This window comes from Boudabousia tangfeifanii (assembly GCF_001856685.1).
Lineage (GTDB): Bacteria > Actinomycetota > Actinomycetes > Actinomycetales > Actinomycetaceae > Boudabousia > Boudabousia tangfeifanii.
On the sequence record NZ_CP017812.1, the window covers coordinates 285,651 to 303,372 of the forward strand.

The window sequence follows — 17,722 nt, forward strand, 5'->3', positions numbered from 1 at the left end:
CGTGCGGGTGGGAAAAGCGAGGGGGTTAATACCCTGTTTGATTCGGGGAGTTTGTGCGCGAGGGGCCACGCCCGCTGAAACGCTGAACGCCTCCAGAGATCTTGACCGCCCCTCCCCAGCAAGGGGCCAGGGTCAGGCAAGTGCACGCGAGTTATTTGGGGTCTAACGGTTCGGGGGTTGGCGCATTGATGTCAATAAATGACACATGCCCGCCATTGATAATCTGGAGTGTGCCAGGGGTAACTTCACCCCAAATATCCCAGTCAGCACCAACTACACCAGGATCATCTCGATCAACATTTTCCCAGTTCTTATTAGTCCAGGTTAAATAAATATTGTCAGCAATTAGTTGTCCAGGGTAGTCCAAGCACTCATAGACTGGTCTGTCCTTAGGATTTGCTGAGTAAGTATCCATACAGACTTGCTTGCCGTTTTGGTAGAAGTCGACGTGATCATCATGAGTGGTGGAGAATGTCGCTACAAGACGGCCTTCGCGAGGAGGGTGCGTAGCGGGGGTGCGTTTGAATTGTGTGAACCAGACGGCTGCAAGGATCAGGCAGAAGGCGAGTAGTGCTAACACACCCACAACGAGAGAATGTTTTTTATCCCCGAGTGCATGCATTGCCGTATCCTCACCTTCTGCCTGTATCTCCTTCTAGTTTAGCCGAATGGGACGGTTACAGGACGGCAAGCCCAGCCAATCCTTCAAGTAGTGCTCCTTCTGCTGGGATCGCCGTACCACCACTAGCCACAGCACCGGCAACGAACAGTACGGCCAAAGCAACCACAGCAACGCCTACGAGCGCCCCGTCAACACTGACTTCCGGCAGATGAAAATCAGGAGAAGTATGGGGATGGAACGTAACCTCGTAACTAAGTGTCACTGTTACATGTTCACTCAACCCTGATCCTTTCGGCGCAAGCTCAGGGGAAGTCACAGTAATACTCCCGGTGAAATTAGTCGGACCGCTAGAGGTTAACGAAGTGGAGATATTCCCACCCTTGATAGAGGCAGCAATCGATGTGATGCGCTGCGAGAAGTCAAGATTTGTTCCCAAATCCTTGACCTTGAATTTCGCGCTTGCTGAACTAATCGCACTACGTGTACCAGCGGTCAGCGTGCCATCGTTGTTGACTTTGATATCGATTGCATTCGGGTTCGAAGACGTCGTACCGATACCGACGGAAGCAACCATGGATGTCACGATCGTTACATCCCGGCCATTGAAAGTATTTAAGGGAATCTTTTGATCAAACCTCCAATGGATAGTGCTGAGCTGCTCGAAGAGATTTAGTGGTTCCAAGACCGCTTGAACGAATGCCTTCTTGGCCGCATCGATTAGCCGAAATGCGTTGTCATACTCAAGTGAGTGAGCTGACTTATAGGGAACCTTGTCAAAGGTTTTCGTTGCCTTGTCCCTTCCCGAATAAGCGTCCTTATCCAGCGGGAAAGCGGGCGATGAGTGGAAAGTGAACTCGTGGAACTGGTCGAAGGCCCAGTTGCGTGGGATCGGGTAGCCAAGATTGCCAGAAAATCCCGTAGACATGTCAGCAACGAACGAGTACGAGGCGTACCCTGCTTCAGTAACCTTCGAACACACCAGTCGAGGCCCATAAATACCAACCTTGTACGCTTTACTGTTTTCAGCTGAATTGAAAGCAGCTTTAATGCGTTTAAAGTAAGGCAGAATCAACTTGTCGATCTGGAATTCGTAAGCATCGAAATCCACCGCGAAATAGATCGTAGTTCCACGTGGGAAGCCCAATGCCTTTGCCGCTCCGATCGCCGTTAGTCCATCGATGTTGCCTTGCCCCGCGTAACTGAAATAGTCCGAGTAGTAGCCGCCATCTTGGTAGATAGGGAACACCGATAAGCCAGTGGCAGTGATGTTCTTAATCTCATCAATGTTTAGTGCCTTGGAGCGGCGCTCTTTACCCACCGTACCGGTGAGGTAACGCCCGACGTGTGTATATCCAGCGTTTTTCAGGTCTTTAGCCTGGCGAGCACTTAAAACAGTGGCACAGTCACAAGCTTTCGCCACGCGATCAGGGTTACCTTTAGAAGTCAGCAAACTCATCCATGTGGTGGTGTCTACTACACCTGTTACCGGCAGAGCGTAATCTTTCTGGAAAGATTTGACAGCATTTGCCATCGAGTTATCCCAGGTGCTGGTTACTTGGACAGCTTTACGGTTGCAAACCAAGGCAGCGCTAGCCAGCCACACCCATTCACCAGAAGATGATGAGGATACGGTTTTAAGATTCTTACGAGTCCCAGCACCAAAATTACCCGTGGCCTGGGAAGGACTGTATCCCTCCAATTTCTGCAGCACCTGGATAAGGGCGGTGTTCATCTGCCGCCCATACAGACCATCAGCAGGAATGATTCCCGTGTAGGTACGATATTTACCGTTCAGGGTTTGCTGAATGTTACGCACAGATGAGTTTGCTCCATGTCGGACCAGGAGTTTGAACTGATCCATTGACAACAGACTCTTCATGGTCAAAACATCAACATGAGAATCTCCACCGATGCCCATGTCAGCTTTCATCTTCTTAATCGCTGCGCCGGTGCCGCCATAGAAATGCGTGGTGATCTCGGCTGATCCCACTGAATATCCCTTGCACCATAAAGCGCCTTGGATAATCGCATACACATTGCTTGTATCTTTTGCACCAGCAGCTTGCTGGGCGATTCCTGAAGGCCACCGTGATTTGAACCGGCTCGTAGTACCTGGTCCAAAATTATTCACTGTCTGGGTAATACCCAGCTCAATTTGCAGCGCTCGAATCAGAGCGTTAATCGTCTCCCAGCCTGTGGCCCCATCTTCAGTAACGCTGCCAAAGTTGTAGCGTCCCTTATAGGTCTTGTTCAGCCACTGCTGTGTTTTCAGCACCATCATGTCAGTCATGAAAAACTCCTCAAAATAGATGTGGGCCACCTGATGTGTGTCTACTGGTGCCCTCTGGTTAAAGGGCAAGAAAAAATCCCCAAGCCGTATCTACGGCTCGAGGATCAGGACAAGGCCAAGAAAACTCGCTTCTCTTGGTTATTTACAACATTAAACGTCCAATGCAACATACGCATCCGCGTTTTTACTCACCGGCCACGGCGCCTCCACCGATCACCATCAAGAGCTGTCTGCCTCGAGTGGCAGGGCTTGCACAGGCTCATGAGGTTGTCTTCGTCGTGGGTGCCGCCGTGTGCGAGGGGGCGGATGTGGTGGACCTCAGCCACCGGCGTCAACCTGCCCTCAGCCTCGCACTGTTCACACAGTGGGTGCTTGGCAACGTACTGCGCGCGGATCTTGCGCCACGCACTGCCGTAGCGTTTGTTGATCTCGGGGTCGCGCTCGTAGCGTCGGTAGTTGGTGTCGGCTTCCTTGGCGTGGGCTTCACAGTAGCGTTTGTCGGTGAGGGCTGGGCAGCCAGGCCAACGGCACGGAGTCTTAGGTCGACGAGGCACTGGTGCTCACCACCTTCCACACGGGAACGCCCGAGCCCCAGCAACCAAACTGGCTACTGGGGCTCCGGATATATTTTCAACTGCTTACAGTATAGCGGGCCTGCAAGCGCAAACGCGTCCGCGATTCTACTCACCAAGCATCGGCATTCACCTCCCGTAGAGCAGGGTCGCAAAGTGACTGAGCGCCCGGTTCTTCTTGTTGTAAGCCGAGCTGCGTTCGATGTGGAAACGGTCGCAAATGGCGATGATGGCATCGGTTTGCATGGTGTCCTCACCTAGATAACAGGATTCAAGCATCCACCTCTCGTCATCAGACAGGGCTGCCCAGGCTGGGAGGAACCAGTCCATGTAATCCTTGGCTTGGAGGTAGCGACGCTGGCGGTTATCAATCCGCTCTAGGTGCGCCATGATCCGGTCCTCGCTGCCGTGGGGGTTGAATCCACCACCGGGCATCCCATCCAACTTCGGGCTGGAGATGGTTGAAATATCCTCCGACAGTGCCTTCAGGTCGTCGTCGGTGGTGTCGATGATGGTTTGCATGGTCGAAAAGTCCCGCAGTGCGTTAATGGCTGCCGCGCGGCGGTCGACGTATTTCCAGGTGATGTCAGTACCGAGAACAGCAGTCATCGGCCTACTCCTTCCATAGTGATGGTTGCTTTGACCGCGTCAATCAACGCGGCCTGTGTGGTGTCCTTGACCGCCAGGGCGGAAAGGATTTTCTGGTCAATCGAGTCCTTGGCAGCAAGGTGGTGGATAACCACCGGCTCTTGCTGGCCTTGGCGGTGCAATCTCGCGTTGGTCTGCTGGTAGAGCTCCAAGGACCAGGTCAGCGTGAACCAGATGAGCGTTGACCCTCCTGCCTGGAGGTTCAGGCCATGACCTGCCGATGCGGGGTGAATCAGCGCCAACGGCAATTCGCCGTTGTTCCACGCCTCCATGTCCGCCCCTGTTTTGAGCAGCCTCGCTTCAGGGAAACGGGCTAGTATGCGTTCGAGGTCGTGCGCGTACCAGTAGGCCACCAGCACTGGCTTCCCATTCGCGCCTTCGATGAGGTCTTCGAGTGCGTCGAGTTTGGCGTCATGGATGAGGTGCCAGTTGCCGTCTTCGTCATAGAGCGCACCGGATGCCATCTGGGTGAGCTTGCCCGATAGTGCTGCCGCGTTAGCAGCCGTCACCTCAGTGCCCTCCAGCTCCAACACCAAGTCCTTGAGCATCCGCTCGTAAGCCCGCCGCCCCTTCTCACCCATAGGGATTTCAACCGTGTTGTAGGTGACCTCAGGCAGAGTGAGGTGGTCGCAGGTCCGCATCGAAATGGTGACGTCACTGATGCGCTGGTAGATCTCGTCTTCCGCACCCGGCTTGGGTTTGTAGGAGAAGACCTGCATACCGTTTCGTTTGTCGGGGTCGAAGAACTCGCGGCGGTAATGCGTGATATAACGCCCGAGCCGTTCACCCATGTCTAGGAGCCGGAATTGTGCCCAAAGATCCTCTAGACCGTTGGCTGCCGGCGTCCCCGTCAGCCCGACGATCCTGCGAACTAGTGGGCGGGCTTTGAGTAGTGAGCGGAAGCGCTTGGCCTGGTGATTCTTGAAGCTGGAGAGCTCGTCGATGACCACCATGTCCCACTGCCACTGGACACCGGAGCGCTCAATGAGCCAGGTGACGTTTTCACGGTTAATCACCGTCACATCAGCCCCAGCGTTCAGGGCCTGGAGGCGTTTGGCCTCAGGGCCGACGGCTATTGCCATGGTGAGGGCTGCTAGGTGGTCCCATTTCTGTTGTTCTGCTGGCCAGGTATCCCGAGCCACCCGCAGAGGAGCCACCACCAGCACGCGCTGGACTTCGAAGTAGTCGTACATGAGGTTCCAGATTGCCGTTAGGGCGATCGAACTCTTGCCAAGTCCCATCTCTAGTAGGAGGGCTGCGATGGGGTGGGTTTCGACGAAGTTGATGGCGGTGGTCTGGTAGTTATGCGGCTTGTAGAGCATCGCACACCTCCTGGATCCCATCTGGGTGGTCGAGGACGATGCAGGTGAAGCCCTGACGCTCGAGCTCCCTCATCCGGGCGACTTGTAGTGGGCGGGGGTGTTTGCCGGTGGTTTTGACTTCCACAAACACGCATTTACCGTCCATCATGCAGATGCGGTCTGGGACGCCCGTCAGGCCGGGGGATGTGAATTTCCAGCAGATGCCGCCGATGCGGCGAATAGCCCGACATAGGCGGGTTTCGAGTTGTTGTTCTTTCATTGAGACTTTTCCTTGGAATCAGGGCTGTCCAAGGGGGTGTGTCAGGTCCGCTAGATGGTGTTCTACCTTCTATATAGACATTGTTAAATTCTTCTTTTCCTATATAAAGGGTTAGAAAGACTTGACGGACCTGACACACACCAGATCTAGGTGGGGGCTAGGAACGTTGATTTCTCAGGCGAAACTAGCCCCCAGCATGGATGGTTTTTCACCCCTTTGGGTGACAGCCCTATAGCGGGTTTTTTATCGGCGCTCTGGGTTGAATGCGGGCGAGAGCGGGTGCAGCCGGTAGCAGTGGTTCAACGCTTTGATGTTCTTTGGCTGGTAGCCGGCGATGATCATGGCGTCCTTGAACTGGGCGTTAGTCACGTAATGACCGGTGTCTCGCTCGAAGAGGTGCTTGAGCCCGTAACTGGTCTTGGAACACCAGTCCCGACCGTGGGTCAGGTCGGTGCGAATCCACTCCATGAGGGCTTGCTGACGCTCCTTATCGAGGGTGAGGAAGGTTCCTTGGTTGGAGTCTTCCCACCTGCCAATCAACGGCCTCGGCGCTTTCAATGGGCGGCGTTTGGAGCGTCGATTCCGGGTGGGGCTGGTGAGGTATTCGCGCCAGCATTCCTCGAAGGTCTCGATGCACGCATCGATTGCTCCGCACTCGTGGAGGTGAGCCAGGATGGCTTGGTGGGTGTAGGGGCCGGTGTAGAAATCGGCCTCCATGTCGGCGGCCAGGTGGCTGGCCGGTCCGGTGCCATCATGGTGGGTTTGGATCATCCAGTCGTAGAAGTTCACCGTTGCGCCTCCCCAACAAACACTTCCGCTTCGAGGGTGGGGGCATCATCGAAGTCGTTTTTTAGGCGCAGCCCGGTAATCAGGCGCATGGTGCGGGTGCGTTTCTTCTCGAAGCCTGCCCTGTCGAGGGCTGCGTAGAAGTCGGCAGCGTTTTTGACCCACTCGCGCCTGGATTCAGCCCATACCCGATAGGTGTCATAGAGGGCCTTGGAGCTTTCGGTGAATTCCTCACCGACTTGGCAGCATCCTTCGAGGAAGTGCCCGAACCAGTCGTTTTGCCGACGGTAGTCAGCACACGCTTGTTGCACACACGGCGGTGGCACCAGTTTGTAGTCCTCGGCGTGTATGAGCCTTGCGCCTTCCATGATCCAGGCTAGGACCGCGCCGCCAGCGTTCTCGAAGAGGTAGTCGGCGTAGTTCTTCACATCATCGCTACCGGTGATGGTTGCGTTGAACGGGATCACGATCAAGCGTCGCCAGATGCCGGTGTCTAGCCCAGTGACCTTTGGCAGGTGGTTGGTGTAGAGGATCAGCATGTGGGAGGGGGTGAAGGAGAAGGGATCTTTGTACTTCTTCTCCGCCGCGATCTTGTCTGTTGACGCCAGCTGCTTGGCTGACGAGCTCGATAGCCTTACGCCTTCGTCGTTTTCACCCGCAATCAACAACCGGCGGCCTCTGGTTTGGGCCATGTCGTTCTTCGCGTTGTTTTTCTTTCCCGCGATCAGCACCTCAGCCGATATGGTTTCGGCGTAGGAGCCAAGGACGCGGGCGATGGTGTTCCAGAACGTGGACTTGCCGTTGCTGCCATCCCCGTAGGCGATTACCAGGCTTTCGACCATGACCTTGCCGATTGCTGCCAGCCCGCAGATGCGCTGGACGTAGTCGATGAGTTCGGTGTCGCCTTGGAAGATGGTGTTGAGGCAGTCAACCCAAATGTCCATCCCCTCATTGCTGGGGGTGACGGTGGTCTTTTTGGTGAGCAGGTCGAACGGGTCATGAGGGCGCAGGCTGGACAGGCCGATCCTTAGGTCGTAGGTGCCGCCGGGGGTGTTGAACATGTAGGGGTCTTTGTCCAAATCCTCCGGGTCGATCAGCACCAGGGAGCGGGCTTGGCGCATGGCGGCTTGGATACCACGATCCGAGCGGGCCTTATAAGCAAACTTCACCCATGCTTCTTCGGCAAGAACTTGCTCGTAAGCACTATGTTGTTCTGGGCTGAAGGCAGAGAGAGCTTTGGCTTTGCTCATCACGCTCATCATCCCTAACGCACCAGTTTCACTGGCATGTTGTTTAGCTATCTCCAGTGCTTTCTCAGCCTGTGCGAGCTGGCGGGTAGTGAAATCCTGGAACACCCGCTGGGCCTTGGGCTCGGATTCATCCCACACACCTTTGCCATACGCCGCCCACCCAGTTGAGGGTGAGAAGCACACCTTGTCCGCGCATTCCCCGGCGATTAGGGTGGCTTGGCCGACGTCGGTGAAATCCTCCGGCTTAAGGCTGGTCAGCTGGGCATAGGCCTCAGGAGACACATAGTTCGGATCTTCGGCTACCTTTTCCGCGAACCTGGTGGCTGAGGCCCAAATCTGCTCCACCTCCGCCGATGGCAGGGGCGGGTCGCACAATGCGGCCTTTTGCTCAAACAGTTCACGGGCGCGCTCGGTGTTGCCGTAGCGGATGAGCACCCGCCCAGCGAAACGAGACAAAGTTGCGTTCCTACTGCCTTCACCAATCAGGGTGGAGGCTTGGTCGAACTCGGCAAACAAGTCCCTAGCCAGCCACTCATCCACCAGGCTCTCACCCTCGATGGCGGTGGTTTTCGCCTCGGGGTTGCCGTAGATAAACCGCCCAGCATCCAACGCGTTTTGATCGAACACTGGCACCTTGGCTGCGAGCTGACGTTTGAGCGCCTGGTAGGCTTCTGCGTCCGTTATCGGGTTGATGGGTAGGTAGACGTGGAACCTCGGCCGCGCAGAACTGGCACCTTTGGGTTTCATGTGGTTGCGTGACGTTGCCGCCATGAATGGCACGCCGGGCATCAGCTCGGCAAGGCGTTGCGGGGTTACCCACTCCGTCTCGATCTCGGAGTGATCGTTATCGACGTCCATTACCAGACAGTCCGAGGTTAGGAAGCGGGAGTTGCCGCGCTGTCCACCCTCATACTTAGCAACCACGTGGTCGAAGGCTACGACGTTCTTGAGGTCATCAAGGCTGGCCACAACATGTTGGTGTGGGTAGTGGGTGTTTTGTGCCTGCCCGGTTACCTGGGAGGCGTACATGGTCATGGGGTTCATTTGGCCTCACCACCCTGGCATTCCTCGCAACCCTCACAAGGCACAAAGCCATTAGCTGGTGGGGTGGTTTCTTGGATACCCACGATTTCGTGACCATCAGGGGCAACTGTGTTGAAGGTGGCGAAGGTGCGCACTTCGATACCTAAGGCGAGGGCGGCCTTCCACTCAGCGACCATCCCTTCGGTGAGGTGGCCAAAGATCCAGATCTCATCACACAGGCTGAGCAAGATGGTGGCTTGGGTCAGTGCCTTCTCGCGTTCAGTTTCCTCATCCATGAACTGCGGCAGCAGGAGGTGGGAGGCGATTGGCGTGTAGCCTTCTTCGAGGGCGTGGCGGGCATAGCAGGATGCCAAATGCGTGTTGCGCCTAGTGTCACCACTGTAGGGCGAGCAGATGTAGACCACGCGGGCGCGCTCGGTGGCGTCCAGGCGGGCTTGGATGTCGGGTTCAAACCACTGGGGTTTGCGTGTTTTCATGGTGGCTTCTCCTTGTGAAGCTCAAAACTCTGCAACCACCACAATCTGGTGAAGACTGTGTGGTTGGAGGCCACCCAAGACGGGGGCTTCACAGGTAGGTCAAAGCCACCCAAAAAATTAACCACCCTTGGGATGGGGAAGCGTATATGCAAATTGGAGAGTGTTGGAAGAAGCGTTTGCGCCAAATGCGCTTTAATCTTTGTAGTAACTCACTCACATCTGCTGTTTGGTTTGCGTCTACAGGTAATTTGAGCACTCAACTGCTGAGCAAGAATGACGTTGGCGCCTCAAATTGACATGTGCGTTAAGATTGAATTAACTGACAACTCGGGAAGGAGGAGAATCCTATGCAAACTGCAACTAGCGCGCACAACGTTGCTGCATACATCGTTAAAAAACTTGGATCAGTTACAACGATGAAACTTCAAAAGCTCCTCTACTACTCCCAAGGGTGGTCCTTGGCCTGGGACGAGCAGCCGCTATTTACAGAAGAGATTCAGGCTTGGGCGAACGGCCCTGTCGTCTACGACGTGTTCAAGAAGCACCGTGGAGAGTTTAAAGTTTCCAGTTGGCCATCTGGCAATCCTGAAGAACTCTCCAGCGAACAGCGAGACACTGTTGATGCTGTTCTTGAAGCATACGGCGCTCTGAGTGGGCAGCAGCTTAGCGACAAAACGCATCATGAACCCCCTTGGCTCGAAGCGCGAAAGGGTACTCCTATTGGGGCATACTCAGATAATGCATTGAGTTTGGACACCATGCAGGAGTACTTTGGGTCACTCGACCAGTTAGTCAATAAGTAACTCTTGGCTAAGAAAAAGCGACTGCCCAAGCAGTCAGGTAACGTTAATGCGTCCAAAAAAGCAGAGATTAAGGCCCACGCTGCTAATGTTGGCCGTCGTGGAAAACATGTTTCTGCAGATGCTCGTAAACCAGTATCCTCCTTGGAAGATACCTTCAAATGGTCTGCAAAAATGTTGGATCACGCACATGATGGCAGCTGGAATTGGAAGCTGGCTCCCACGGAACTCCGAGAACTATTTTGCTTCATTGAAGAAATGTCCTGCCTTGCTTGGAAAGATATTCTTCAACAGACATCTGGAGGGCATAATAAGCATCATACTCAGAAGACCGACTCCCTTGAAAAGGAAGCACAAGATCGTCTCTACGAGGTAATGTCCAAAGAAAATGAAGACTTCCCTGAGGAAGTATTCAGATTTAGACTCAACGCAAAAACAAGATTATGGGGAATCCGAACCGGGTCTATCTTCCGTATCTTGTGGTATGACAGGGACCACGCAGTCTATCGAGTGAAAAAACGACATACCTAATCCTTCCGATAGTAGTCACACCCGTAACCATCCGCGTCTAACGGCAACCCCTCTGCCCAGGAGGGTGCTTGGCACATGGCTGCCGCTACTTCCTCGACCGTCACAGTGTCTTTGGGAATCTCGATGACGATTTCATCGTGGACATGCATGACCACTGGCCACCCTTTGGCTTCCACCGTGTGGATCGCGTGGACCAATAAATCTCGGGCGGTGGCTTGGACAATGTTCTCCACAAGCTTGGGTCCGTAGGTCTCAATCCAGTCCCAACGCTTCGCCGTGTTCTGCCCTTGATACGTGATGACGTCGCGACCGAACCTGCCGGTAGTGATGGTCGCTCCTGGGTATGCCAAGCGACGCCCTGAGGGTAAACAGCAGAAGAGGATTCCGGCCTTGCGGGTGAAAGTGATGCCATGTGTGCTGGCAGGGCGACCTGTGGTAAGGCAGCGCTGGGCAGCAGCATCGATGGCCCACCAAAACTCCACGATGGCTGGGTTGGCTTCCCTCCACGCACTCACCAGCCCCGGTAGTTCGTCGGCCTGTAAACCCATGCGGAGGGCTCCCATGTTTTCTAGCGCGCCGACGGAGCCGCCGTATCCGCAGTTGTGGACGAGGTGTCCCGATACGGTGTAACGGTGATGCTTTCCGGCATTTCGTATGTCATAAAGTCGAGCCGTGCGCTGATGGTTGGCCAGGCTTTGCGTCGCTCGATCATTGCTTTGCGTGCTTGTTCGATGATTTGCTCGCGACTGTAACCTTGGGAGAGTTTTCTCGTGACAACTGGCCGGCTGTAGGGCCAGTAGCGGGGTTCGTAACGGGAGAGCACGGTGTTCCTGCGGTTGGCCAGGTTTTCTTTCCTGGTGACCATGCGTAGGTTTCCCGGCTCGTAATGTCCATTGGTGTCGATCCGATCCAACTCTAACGCTGGGTTGAGCGGCTGAAGATTGTCCATCACCCACAAGCCGGCTGCTTGGATGGAGGGGAAACGGAACTCGATGCCCCGTCCGCCATACCTGGCGTAGTTCGGGTCGTTGGGGTTCGTGCACCGTTGTTTGGCAGCAGTCAAACGTTGATCCAACCACTTGGGCACAATCCTGGGTTTCGAACAAGATTGGCAGCCCTTGGACACGCCACGTTGCAGGTTGTTGAGTTCGATCCAAGAGATTTTCCCGCACCCCACACACTGGGTGAGTACTCGGCAGTGGTTCCAGTTCTTGGACCAGCGTTTTTCTGGGCTGATGATTTTCACCCACCCGTATTGGGTGCCTACCATCTGCGGAGATTGTGAGATGTGCGCCGCTGGTGGCAGCTTGCCCGAATGGTACGGGCTCAGATTGCCCTTCAACCCATACGAGGTGGTCCGGGGTGGCTGTGAGCCCTTGATAGGTGATGACATGACGTTCTCCTTTGTAAATAACTCCTTCATGGCTAACCCACGCGGTTCCATCCCAGACTTTCTGGGCGCGCGTGACTTCTTCGATAGGCACCAGCCCGTGATCAGTAAGCACCAGCTCGCCCTGGGCAATGCAGGCGAGTTCTGCGATCTTCCCCTTCTGTCGCAAATGAGCGTTGGCCCCGTGTTTCTCGACAGGGATGCCGAACATTTGGGAGGCTGACTGGCAGTAAATATCCCCACCCCGCCCAAACAGGTCGAGCCGCCAGTTTTCTCCGGCCAGCCAGGCAATCACGCGGGCTTCGATAGCCGAGTAATCGGCAACAATGAACTCACACCCCTCCCGTGGGATAAACGCGGTCCGGATGAGTTGGCTGAGGACATCTGGTACGGAGTCGTACAGCATTTCCAGTGCGGTCAGGTTGCGGTCTTTGACGAGGGCTCTGGCGGCGTCGAGGTCGGGTAGGTAGTTGCGCGGCAGGTTTTGCACTTGGATCAACCTGCCTGCCCAGCGTCCGGTTCTGGCGGCCCCGTGGAACTGCATCAACCCCCGCGCCCGTTGGTCGGTCGGGTTGGCGCTGGTGGTCATAGCCTCGTACTTGCGCACCGAAGACTTTGAGAGCTCAAGCCGCAAGGCAAGTACTTCTTTGACTACCGGGTCGCTGGTGGAGGTGAGGGTGTCTTGGACTTCTTGTTTACCCATGGTGGCCATGGTGATGCCGCGTTGGTTGGCCCAGTCTTTGAGCTGTAACGGGCTGTTGGGGTTATCCAAGCCGGTGAGCTGGCTGGAGCGGGCGAGGTTCTTCTCCCGCACCTGCTTATCCAACTCAATCGCCGCACTGGCCAGGTCGAGGTCAAGGTGGATGCCTCGGTCGTTGATGGTCTGGTCATCCCAGTACTCGCGCCACAACTGCTCAGGCAACGGAAACGGCGAAAGCTTCGCGTGCAGTTCTAGTTCTGCCTCCACGTCCCTGGCGTTGTAGGTCTTGAACTGCTCCCACTTGTCTGGCGCATGGCCGGGCAGGTTTCTGTTCAGACCGTTGTTGAGAAGGGAGGGATTGGCTGGAACGGAGAAGAAGCGGATGAGGTCCTTGCCGGTAGCCAGCTTCCCAGACTCTAGTTTGAGTGCTTTGGATACGCCGTCTAGGGAGAGTGGGAGTCCGAGGGCTGCGGCCCAGACCATGTGACACCGCCAACCCACAGGCTGCAACTGACGCCCCAAATGAGCGGAAAGGCAGGTGCGTTCGAAAGCAGCGTTAAACGCCCACTTCGTGATTTCCGGGTCATCAAGTGCGGCCAACACGTCAGCCGGGATGGCCTCGCCTGAGGCGATGTCGATGTTTTGTACTGGTCCTGTGTCCCAGGAGTAGGACAAGAGCAGGACTTCGAAGGTGGGGTCTTGGGCGTAGCGGTACATGCCCGCCTTACCGAGGTTCACCGTGGAAAATGTTTCGATATCGAGTATCAAGGAAGTGTGGTTTGTGGTCATTATTTGGCTCCAAATTTAGAGGCGAAAAAGGAATGTCATGACAGGGCTGGTTTGTATGTGGGAATCTGCATGCAATATCCGAGCCCTAACAGCACAGGGCCGACATAAGGATTCCTCTATGTCGATAGATGCCGACATACGGTTTTTCGCATGTCGGCCTATCTGCACATCTATCGACAGGCCGAAACAGCCCAGAAAGTAGAGCGGATGAGGGCTAAAAGGGGTGGAAATATACGGAATATGGCCGGTTTTGAGGGCTTTGGATGCTTGGTGTGTATGTCGAAATCTGTATGCAATTTGGATGCTGAAAAACATGCGACCCGAAAGAGTGTCGACATATCCCGACAGATACCTACATACGATTTTCCGTATGTCGACAGGAGGCGCATACAGATTTTTCGTATGTCGACAGAACCCGCATACTGTCTTTCGACTCTCGCCCTATCTGCCCGCATGTCGATAGCCCCAAAGCAGGGAAACCCGCATATGTTCAGCCCAGTTTGACCCCGAAACCCCTAGTTTCTTAGGTGTTTTGTGCCTGCCCGGACTGTCGCGGCAGGGCAACATGCGAAACGGCGTATGTGAATAGGAGCGACATACAGATTGGCGTATGTACCCCCAGGGCACACACTATTTTTCGTATGTCCCTAAAGGGTGCATACGTTTTTCTGTATGTAGCCAGAGGCGACATATGGTTTTTCGACTGTTGCCCCAGCCGGGATATGCCGTTGGGGTGTGGAGCGCGAGAGAGGAATGATTCTCACAACGCCCCACACCACCACAAGCACCGCTACCGATTAGGACAGGAAGTCATCCCCACCAGCAGGTGTGGCGAATGGGTCGGTGAACGGGGTGAACTCCGTCTCCGCCGATACGCGGCCGCCCAGGGGTTCGCCATCGCGAATCTTTTGGATGTTGCGTAGTCCGCAGGCCACGCCCTTGTTCCCGTTGGTGTTGAAGGCGTAGAAGCCGAGTGTTACGCGGGCGTAGACACCGGAGTACATCTCAGAGCGCTCAATGATGGGCTGCACGTTGGCGTCCACGATGCCGGGCTGGATGGTGGAGTTGGCGTTCACAAACATCGCACCTTGGTAGGCTTCGTCGTCGCGTTCAATATCCCCATCACGCAATGGAAGTTTGAGGGCTCCCTTGGGTGGGATTTTGCCGCCGAACTTACCCACACCCTCCTTGATCGCGGCATCGATAGCCGCCTGAATCTTGTTCAGGGTGTCGGTGTCGGTTTTGGGGATGATGATCGAGGCCGAATACTTCGGCTTACTTCCCTGGATGCTCTTGGGTTCGAAGCAGTTCAAGTACGAAAGACGCACGATGCCGGTCATCACGATCTTGGGGTCGTTGGTTGTCATTTGTTGTCTCCTTGTTTTGAAATGGATCCTGTGGCAGCGGTGTTGCTGTCATCAGGTTGGATTGGTGTGAACTCTTCAGCCGCCGTAGCAACAGTGAGTTCGGGTCTTGGGTCAGTAGCCGGGACCAGGGTTGGTTTGCCGGTGGGTTTGGTGATGAGGTTGGCGAGGATGTTGTTGAAGGTTTTCTTGCCCATGAGTTTTTCCATGGCGGTTACCGGCAACAGGCTCTGCTTGTAGATCTCGGTGTATCCGGCATCCTGGGCGGCTTTGGCTACTGCGTCCTCGTCGGTGTATTTGCGTACCGAGCGGCCAGCAACCACCTTGAACCCTGGATAGTGTTTGCCGTGATCCAGAGCCTGGCTCAGGGCGTGGGCTTGAACGTCAGACGCCCATTTGGTGAGCTCGGGAATCCTTGTGAGCACGTCAGCGACTTCCGCATCGGTGAGGGTGGCTGCTTGCCTGAACTCATACTTCGCCAACTCCAACTGGTGGTTGGCGCGGGCGCGGCAGGTGGGTGCGAGTTTGCAAAACCTGCACCAACTACCGGGACAAAACTGCCCACCACCTCTAGCTGCCAGTTCGGCCGCAGCTAGGAGGTCGTTCTTCGCCCACCGGTACAACTCTGGGACACTGATGGTCCAGGTGGAGACGTTTTGTCGGCGGGGTTGGAAGATCGTCATCGCCACGCTCTTGATGTCCCACAGATGCGCGAACATATGCAGGGCACCCAGGGCGTAGAGCTTCATCTGCGGGTTATCCCTAGCGTCAACTTGGACGCCTTGACCGTATTTGAAGTCGATAACATGCAGGGTCGGTTCTGCGACGATGACGCAGTCACCGGTGCCGAACCCGCCTGGCACCCAGGTCGAGTAGTCCAGGCGCTGCTCAATCATCACCTTGCTATCTGGACAGGACTGGCGAGCCTGGGCGAGTTGTTCGAGCACGAAACTGACGTAATCGTCCGTATGCTCTTCCATCTGCCCATCAACCAACTCCGAGACCGGCCGGGTGCTCTTGCGACTCAGTGCCTTGCGGAGTTTGTGTTCAGCCAAAGCATGGGCGACCGTACCCTCAGCAGCAGCAGCACTTTCCTGATCTGGCAGGTCTGCTTCCAAAAGTGCTGATGGGGTGCAATGAAGCCACCGGTGCGAAGAAGACGCCGAAAGCAAAGCATGTTTACTTGGGGTCATCGGTCTTCAACCCCCTCGCCGCCTCTAGTAGTGCCCCGAGGTCATGCTCAGCCACCTCAGACAAACGAGACGCGCCAAAAGACTCAATGAGCGCCTTGATCTGTGCGGTGAGCCCCGCGCGGGAGAGCTCGGCCAGAACCGCGCGTACCTCTTCGATCGGCACGTAAGCGGGTGGATCCTCAACCATCGGGGCAGCCTGCTGGTCGGGTGCCGGCTTTGATGCGGTCCCGTTTTCTGCCGGTGATTCGGGGCGGGTGCCAGTGGCTTCTGCGTGGTCTTCGACGCCCTCCCACGCCAAATCACTCATGAGTTGCGCTAACTCGTGGGCGGCCTGGGAAATCTGGTTGAGGGCGTTGATTGCCGTGTTGAACTGACTGGTGCGGTTCATCGAGCCTCACCACCCTGGGCTACGTCGTTACCCTTGTTGGTCGCGGTTGTTGGGGTTTCGCGCATGACGCCGGCGGCTTTAGCCAGGGCGAGCAGGTCATTGTCGTCGCCGGTTTGGGTGACTTTGACGCTGCTAATCCCGGATGCCGGAACACTGATCGATACTGGCACCACACCCAGGCCAAGCCGGTGGGCAAGACGCTTAAACCACGAGGGCTTGGGTTTGGCGTGGCGGGGAGTGTGGATGCGGATGTTGATCTGGTTATCAGCCATCGGATGGGCCTCGTTTCTACTAGTTCGAAAAAGGCCCCCACCTGCCGGGCTGGCTGGTAGTACTTGAAGGCTCTCTTTCACAGGTAGGTCAAGACCGCCCCGAAAATTAACCACCCCATTCATTAGCGCTCTGTCCCTTGTGTGGTGGGCCAGCCTGTAAAGCCCAGTTCGGCCAAAAGACGCTGGACTTCTTCCAAGGATTTGCTGTGCTGTTTCGAGACAGACGCGGGGGTCTTGCCGCGGCGGGCAGCTAGCTCTTTGCTCTTGATCTGCTCGTCATAAAGCGCTTTTAGGAGCTCGCGCCGTTCATCCGATAAGCGGTCGAGTACTTCGTGGAGGGCGTTGATTAGGGCATCGGTGGGATCAAGTTCCTCGAGGGCTTGTTCGCAGGGGTTCACGCCGGTGGTTAGGTGTTTGTCTTCGGGGTCGAGGGCTTCGAAGGAGACGTGGCGTGAGCGCTTGGTTTTCTCATCGAAGCGGGTGCGCTCGGTTTGGTTGTTGTTCGCTTCCTGGCGGTCGAGGTCGATGAGGATTTCGCGCATCTGCTCGCTGACATTGATGGTGACTTGGGAGTCTGCGAAGTTGTAGGTGTAGGAAGTGGTTGGGGCATTGTTGTTGTTGGCGTGTGCCATGGTTGGGTTTCCTTTGCGAATCGAGTTGGGGTTCGATCCGCAAAGGGCCCTTTGGTCTCATCCGAGATAGAAAAAGACGGGCACGAAGAACACGACCCATCTGCCCCTGATGTAGGGGTGGTGGTTTTCGTGTTCATCCATGCCCGTCTTGCGGTTCTGCGGATGAGCCCCAAAAACATGTGTGTTGTTTTTGGTTGCATGTATTGAATTGTGTCGTTGACCCACCTGTTTCTTGGTGGGGGCGGTTTGTTGGGTAGGGGCCTGGCGCAGCTCTGGTCTGTCTCAAACCTCAGCCCATACGCGATCTACCTGCCAGAAGGCACTGACTTCGGCGGTGGCCTGGTGGCACGTGGTGGCGGGCTGGTGATGACTTGATGAGCGTGGCATTGCCCGT

The 17,722-nt window shown here is 55.7% G+C and carries 18 protein-coding genes; 3 read left to right on the forward strand and 15 right to left on the reverse strand.

The genetic code is table 11. The features are described 5' to 3' along the window. Positions 1 to 151 precede the first annotated feature (151 nt). The 9 genes from BK816_RS09250 to BK816_RS09525 all read right to left on the reverse strand — a co-directional run bounded on the left by BK816_RS09250 (position 152) and on the right by BK816_RS09525 (position 9,269). Complete coding sequence (locus BK816_RS09250; protein ID WP_156981957.1) at positions 152 to 415, reverse strand: hypothetical protein; 264 nt, start codon at positions 413 to 415, stop codon at positions 152 to 154. A 262-nt stretch (positions 416 to 677) separates the two neighbouring features. Next, entirely contained in the window at positions 678 to 2,912 is a 2,235-nt protein-coding gene (locus BK816_RS01060) for a glycoside hydrolase domain-containing protein (RefSeq protein WP_071163521.1), read from the reverse strand. Positions 2,913 to 3,100: 188 nt separating this feature from the next. Continuing rightward, positions 3,101 to 3,466: an HNH endonuclease gene (locus BK816_RS01065; protein WP_071163522.1), complete on the reverse strand. Its 366-nt coding sequence runs from the start codon at positions 3,464 to 3,466 to the stop codon at positions 3,101 to 3,103. 147 nt (positions 3,467 to 3,613) lie between these two features. Continuing rightward, positions 3,614 to 4,093 (reverse strand): ArpU family phage packaging/lysis transcriptional regulator, encoded by a 480-nt coding sequence (locus BK816_RS01070; protein WP_071163523.1) that lies wholly within the window; start codon positions 4,091 to 4,093, stop codon positions 3,614 to 3,616. Then, positions 4,090 to 5,454: a DEAD/DEAH box helicase gene (locus tag BK816_RS01075; protein ID WP_071163524.1), complete on the reverse strand. Its 1,365-nt coding sequence runs from the start codon at positions 5,452 to 5,454 to the stop codon at positions 4,090 to 4,092. The genes BK816_RS01070 and BK816_RS01075 overlap by 4 nt, the downstream gene beginning before the upstream one ends. Then, entirely contained in the window at positions 5,435 to 5,713 is a 279-nt protein-coding gene (locus BK816_RS01080) for a VRR-NUC domain-containing protein (protein ID WP_071163525.1), read from the reverse strand. Before BK816_RS01080 ends, BK816_RS01075 begins: the two co-directional genes overlap by 20 nt. Before the next feature lie 243 nt (positions 5,714 to 5,956). Further along, positions 5,957 to 6,484 (reverse strand): hypothetical protein, encoded by a 528-nt coding sequence (locus BK816_RS01085; RefSeq protein ID WP_156981958.1) that lies wholly within the window; start codon positions 6,482 to 6,484, stop codon positions 5,957 to 5,959. Between the two features lie 14 nt (positions 6,485 to 6,498). Next, a complete protein-coding gene (locus tag BK816_RS01090) occupies positions 6,499 to 8,793 on the reverse strand; it encodes a phage/plasmid primase, P4 family (protein WP_071163527.1) in 2,295 nt (764 codons plus the stop codon). Further along, the gene (locus tag BK816_RS09525; protein ID WP_071163528.1) at positions 8,790 to 9,269 is read right to left on the reverse strand and encodes a DUF7768 domain-containing protein; all 480 of its coding nucleotides are present in this window, start codon (positions 9,267 to 9,269) and stop codon (positions 8,790 to 8,792) included. Before BK816_RS09525 ends, BK816_RS01090 begins: the two co-directional genes overlap by 4 nt. 347 nt (positions 9,270 to 9,616) lie before the next feature. Between BK816_RS09525 and BK816_RS01100 the strand changes: the two genes are divergently transcribed. Both BK816_RS01100 and BK816_RS01105 read left to right on the forward strand, forming a co-directional pair. Further along, the gene (locus BK816_RS01100; RefSeq protein ID WP_071163529.1) at positions 9,617 to 10,072 is read left to right on the forward strand and encodes a Panacea domain-containing protein; all 456 of its coding nucleotides are present in this window, start codon (positions 9,617 to 9,619) and stop codon (positions 10,070 to 10,072) included. A gap of 3 nt (positions 10,073 to 10,075) precedes the next feature. Next, entirely contained in the window at positions 10,076 to 10,600 is a 525-nt protein-coding gene (locus tag BK816_RS01105) for a hypothetical protein (RefSeq protein WP_071163530.1), read from the forward strand. On the opposite strand, the gene BK816_RS01110 is transcribed toward BK816_RS01105, so the two are convergent. The 6 genes from BK816_RS01110 to BK816_RS01135 all read right to left on the reverse strand — a co-directional run bounded on the left by BK816_RS01110 (position 10,597) and on the right by BK816_RS01135 (position 17,328). Next, on the reverse strand, positions 10,597 to 13,479 hold the full coding sequence (locus BK816_RS01110) for a DNA polymerase (protein WP_071163531.1): 2,883 nt from the start codon (positions 13,477 to 13,479) through the stop codon (positions 10,597 to 10,599). The genes BK816_RS01105 and BK816_RS01110 overlap by 4 nt on opposite strands. A gap of 797 nt (positions 13,480 to 14,276) precedes the next feature. Next, positions 14,277 to 14,846 (reverse strand): DUF2815 family protein, encoded by a 570-nt coding sequence (locus tag BK816_RS01115; RefSeq protein WP_071163532.1) that lies wholly within the window; start codon positions 14,844 to 14,846, stop codon positions 14,277 to 14,279. After that, positions 14,843 to 16,036, reverse strand: a complete 1,194-nt coding sequence (locus BK816_RS01120; RefSeq protein ID WP_071163533.1) for a DUF2800 domain-containing protein — start codon at positions 16,034 to 16,036, stop codon at positions 14,843 to 14,845. The genes BK816_RS01115 and BK816_RS01120 overlap by 4 nt, the downstream gene beginning before the upstream one ends. Continuing rightward, the gene (locus BK816_RS01125; protein ID WP_071163534.1) at positions 16,023 to 16,424 is read right to left on the reverse strand and encodes a hypothetical protein; all 402 of its coding nucleotides are present in this window, start codon (positions 16,422 to 16,424) and stop codon (positions 16,023 to 16,025) included. Before BK816_RS01125 ends, BK816_RS01120 begins: the two co-directional genes overlap by 14 nt. Continuing rightward, a complete protein-coding gene (locus tag BK816_RS01130) occupies positions 16,421 to 16,696 on the reverse strand; it encodes a hypothetical protein (RefSeq protein WP_156981959.1) in 276 nt (91 codons plus the stop codon). The genes BK816_RS01125 and BK816_RS01130 overlap by 4 nt, the downstream gene beginning before the upstream one ends. A 122-nt stretch (positions 16,697 to 16,818) precedes the next feature. After that, positions 16,819 to 17,328 (reverse strand): RNA polymerase sigma factor, encoded by a 510-nt coding sequence (locus BK816_RS01135; protein WP_071163536.1) that lies wholly within the window; start codon positions 17,326 to 17,328, stop codon positions 16,819 to 16,821. Between the two features lie 210 nt (positions 17,329 to 17,538). Between BK816_RS01135 and BK816_RS09255 the strand changes: the two genes are divergently transcribed. After that, positions 17,539 to 17,703 (forward strand): hypothetical protein, encoded by a 165-nt coding sequence (locus tag BK816_RS09255; RefSeq protein ID WP_156981960.1) that lies wholly within the window; start codon positions 17,539 to 17,541, stop codon positions 17,701 to 17,703. Positions 17,704 to 17,722: the final 19 nt, after the last annotated feature.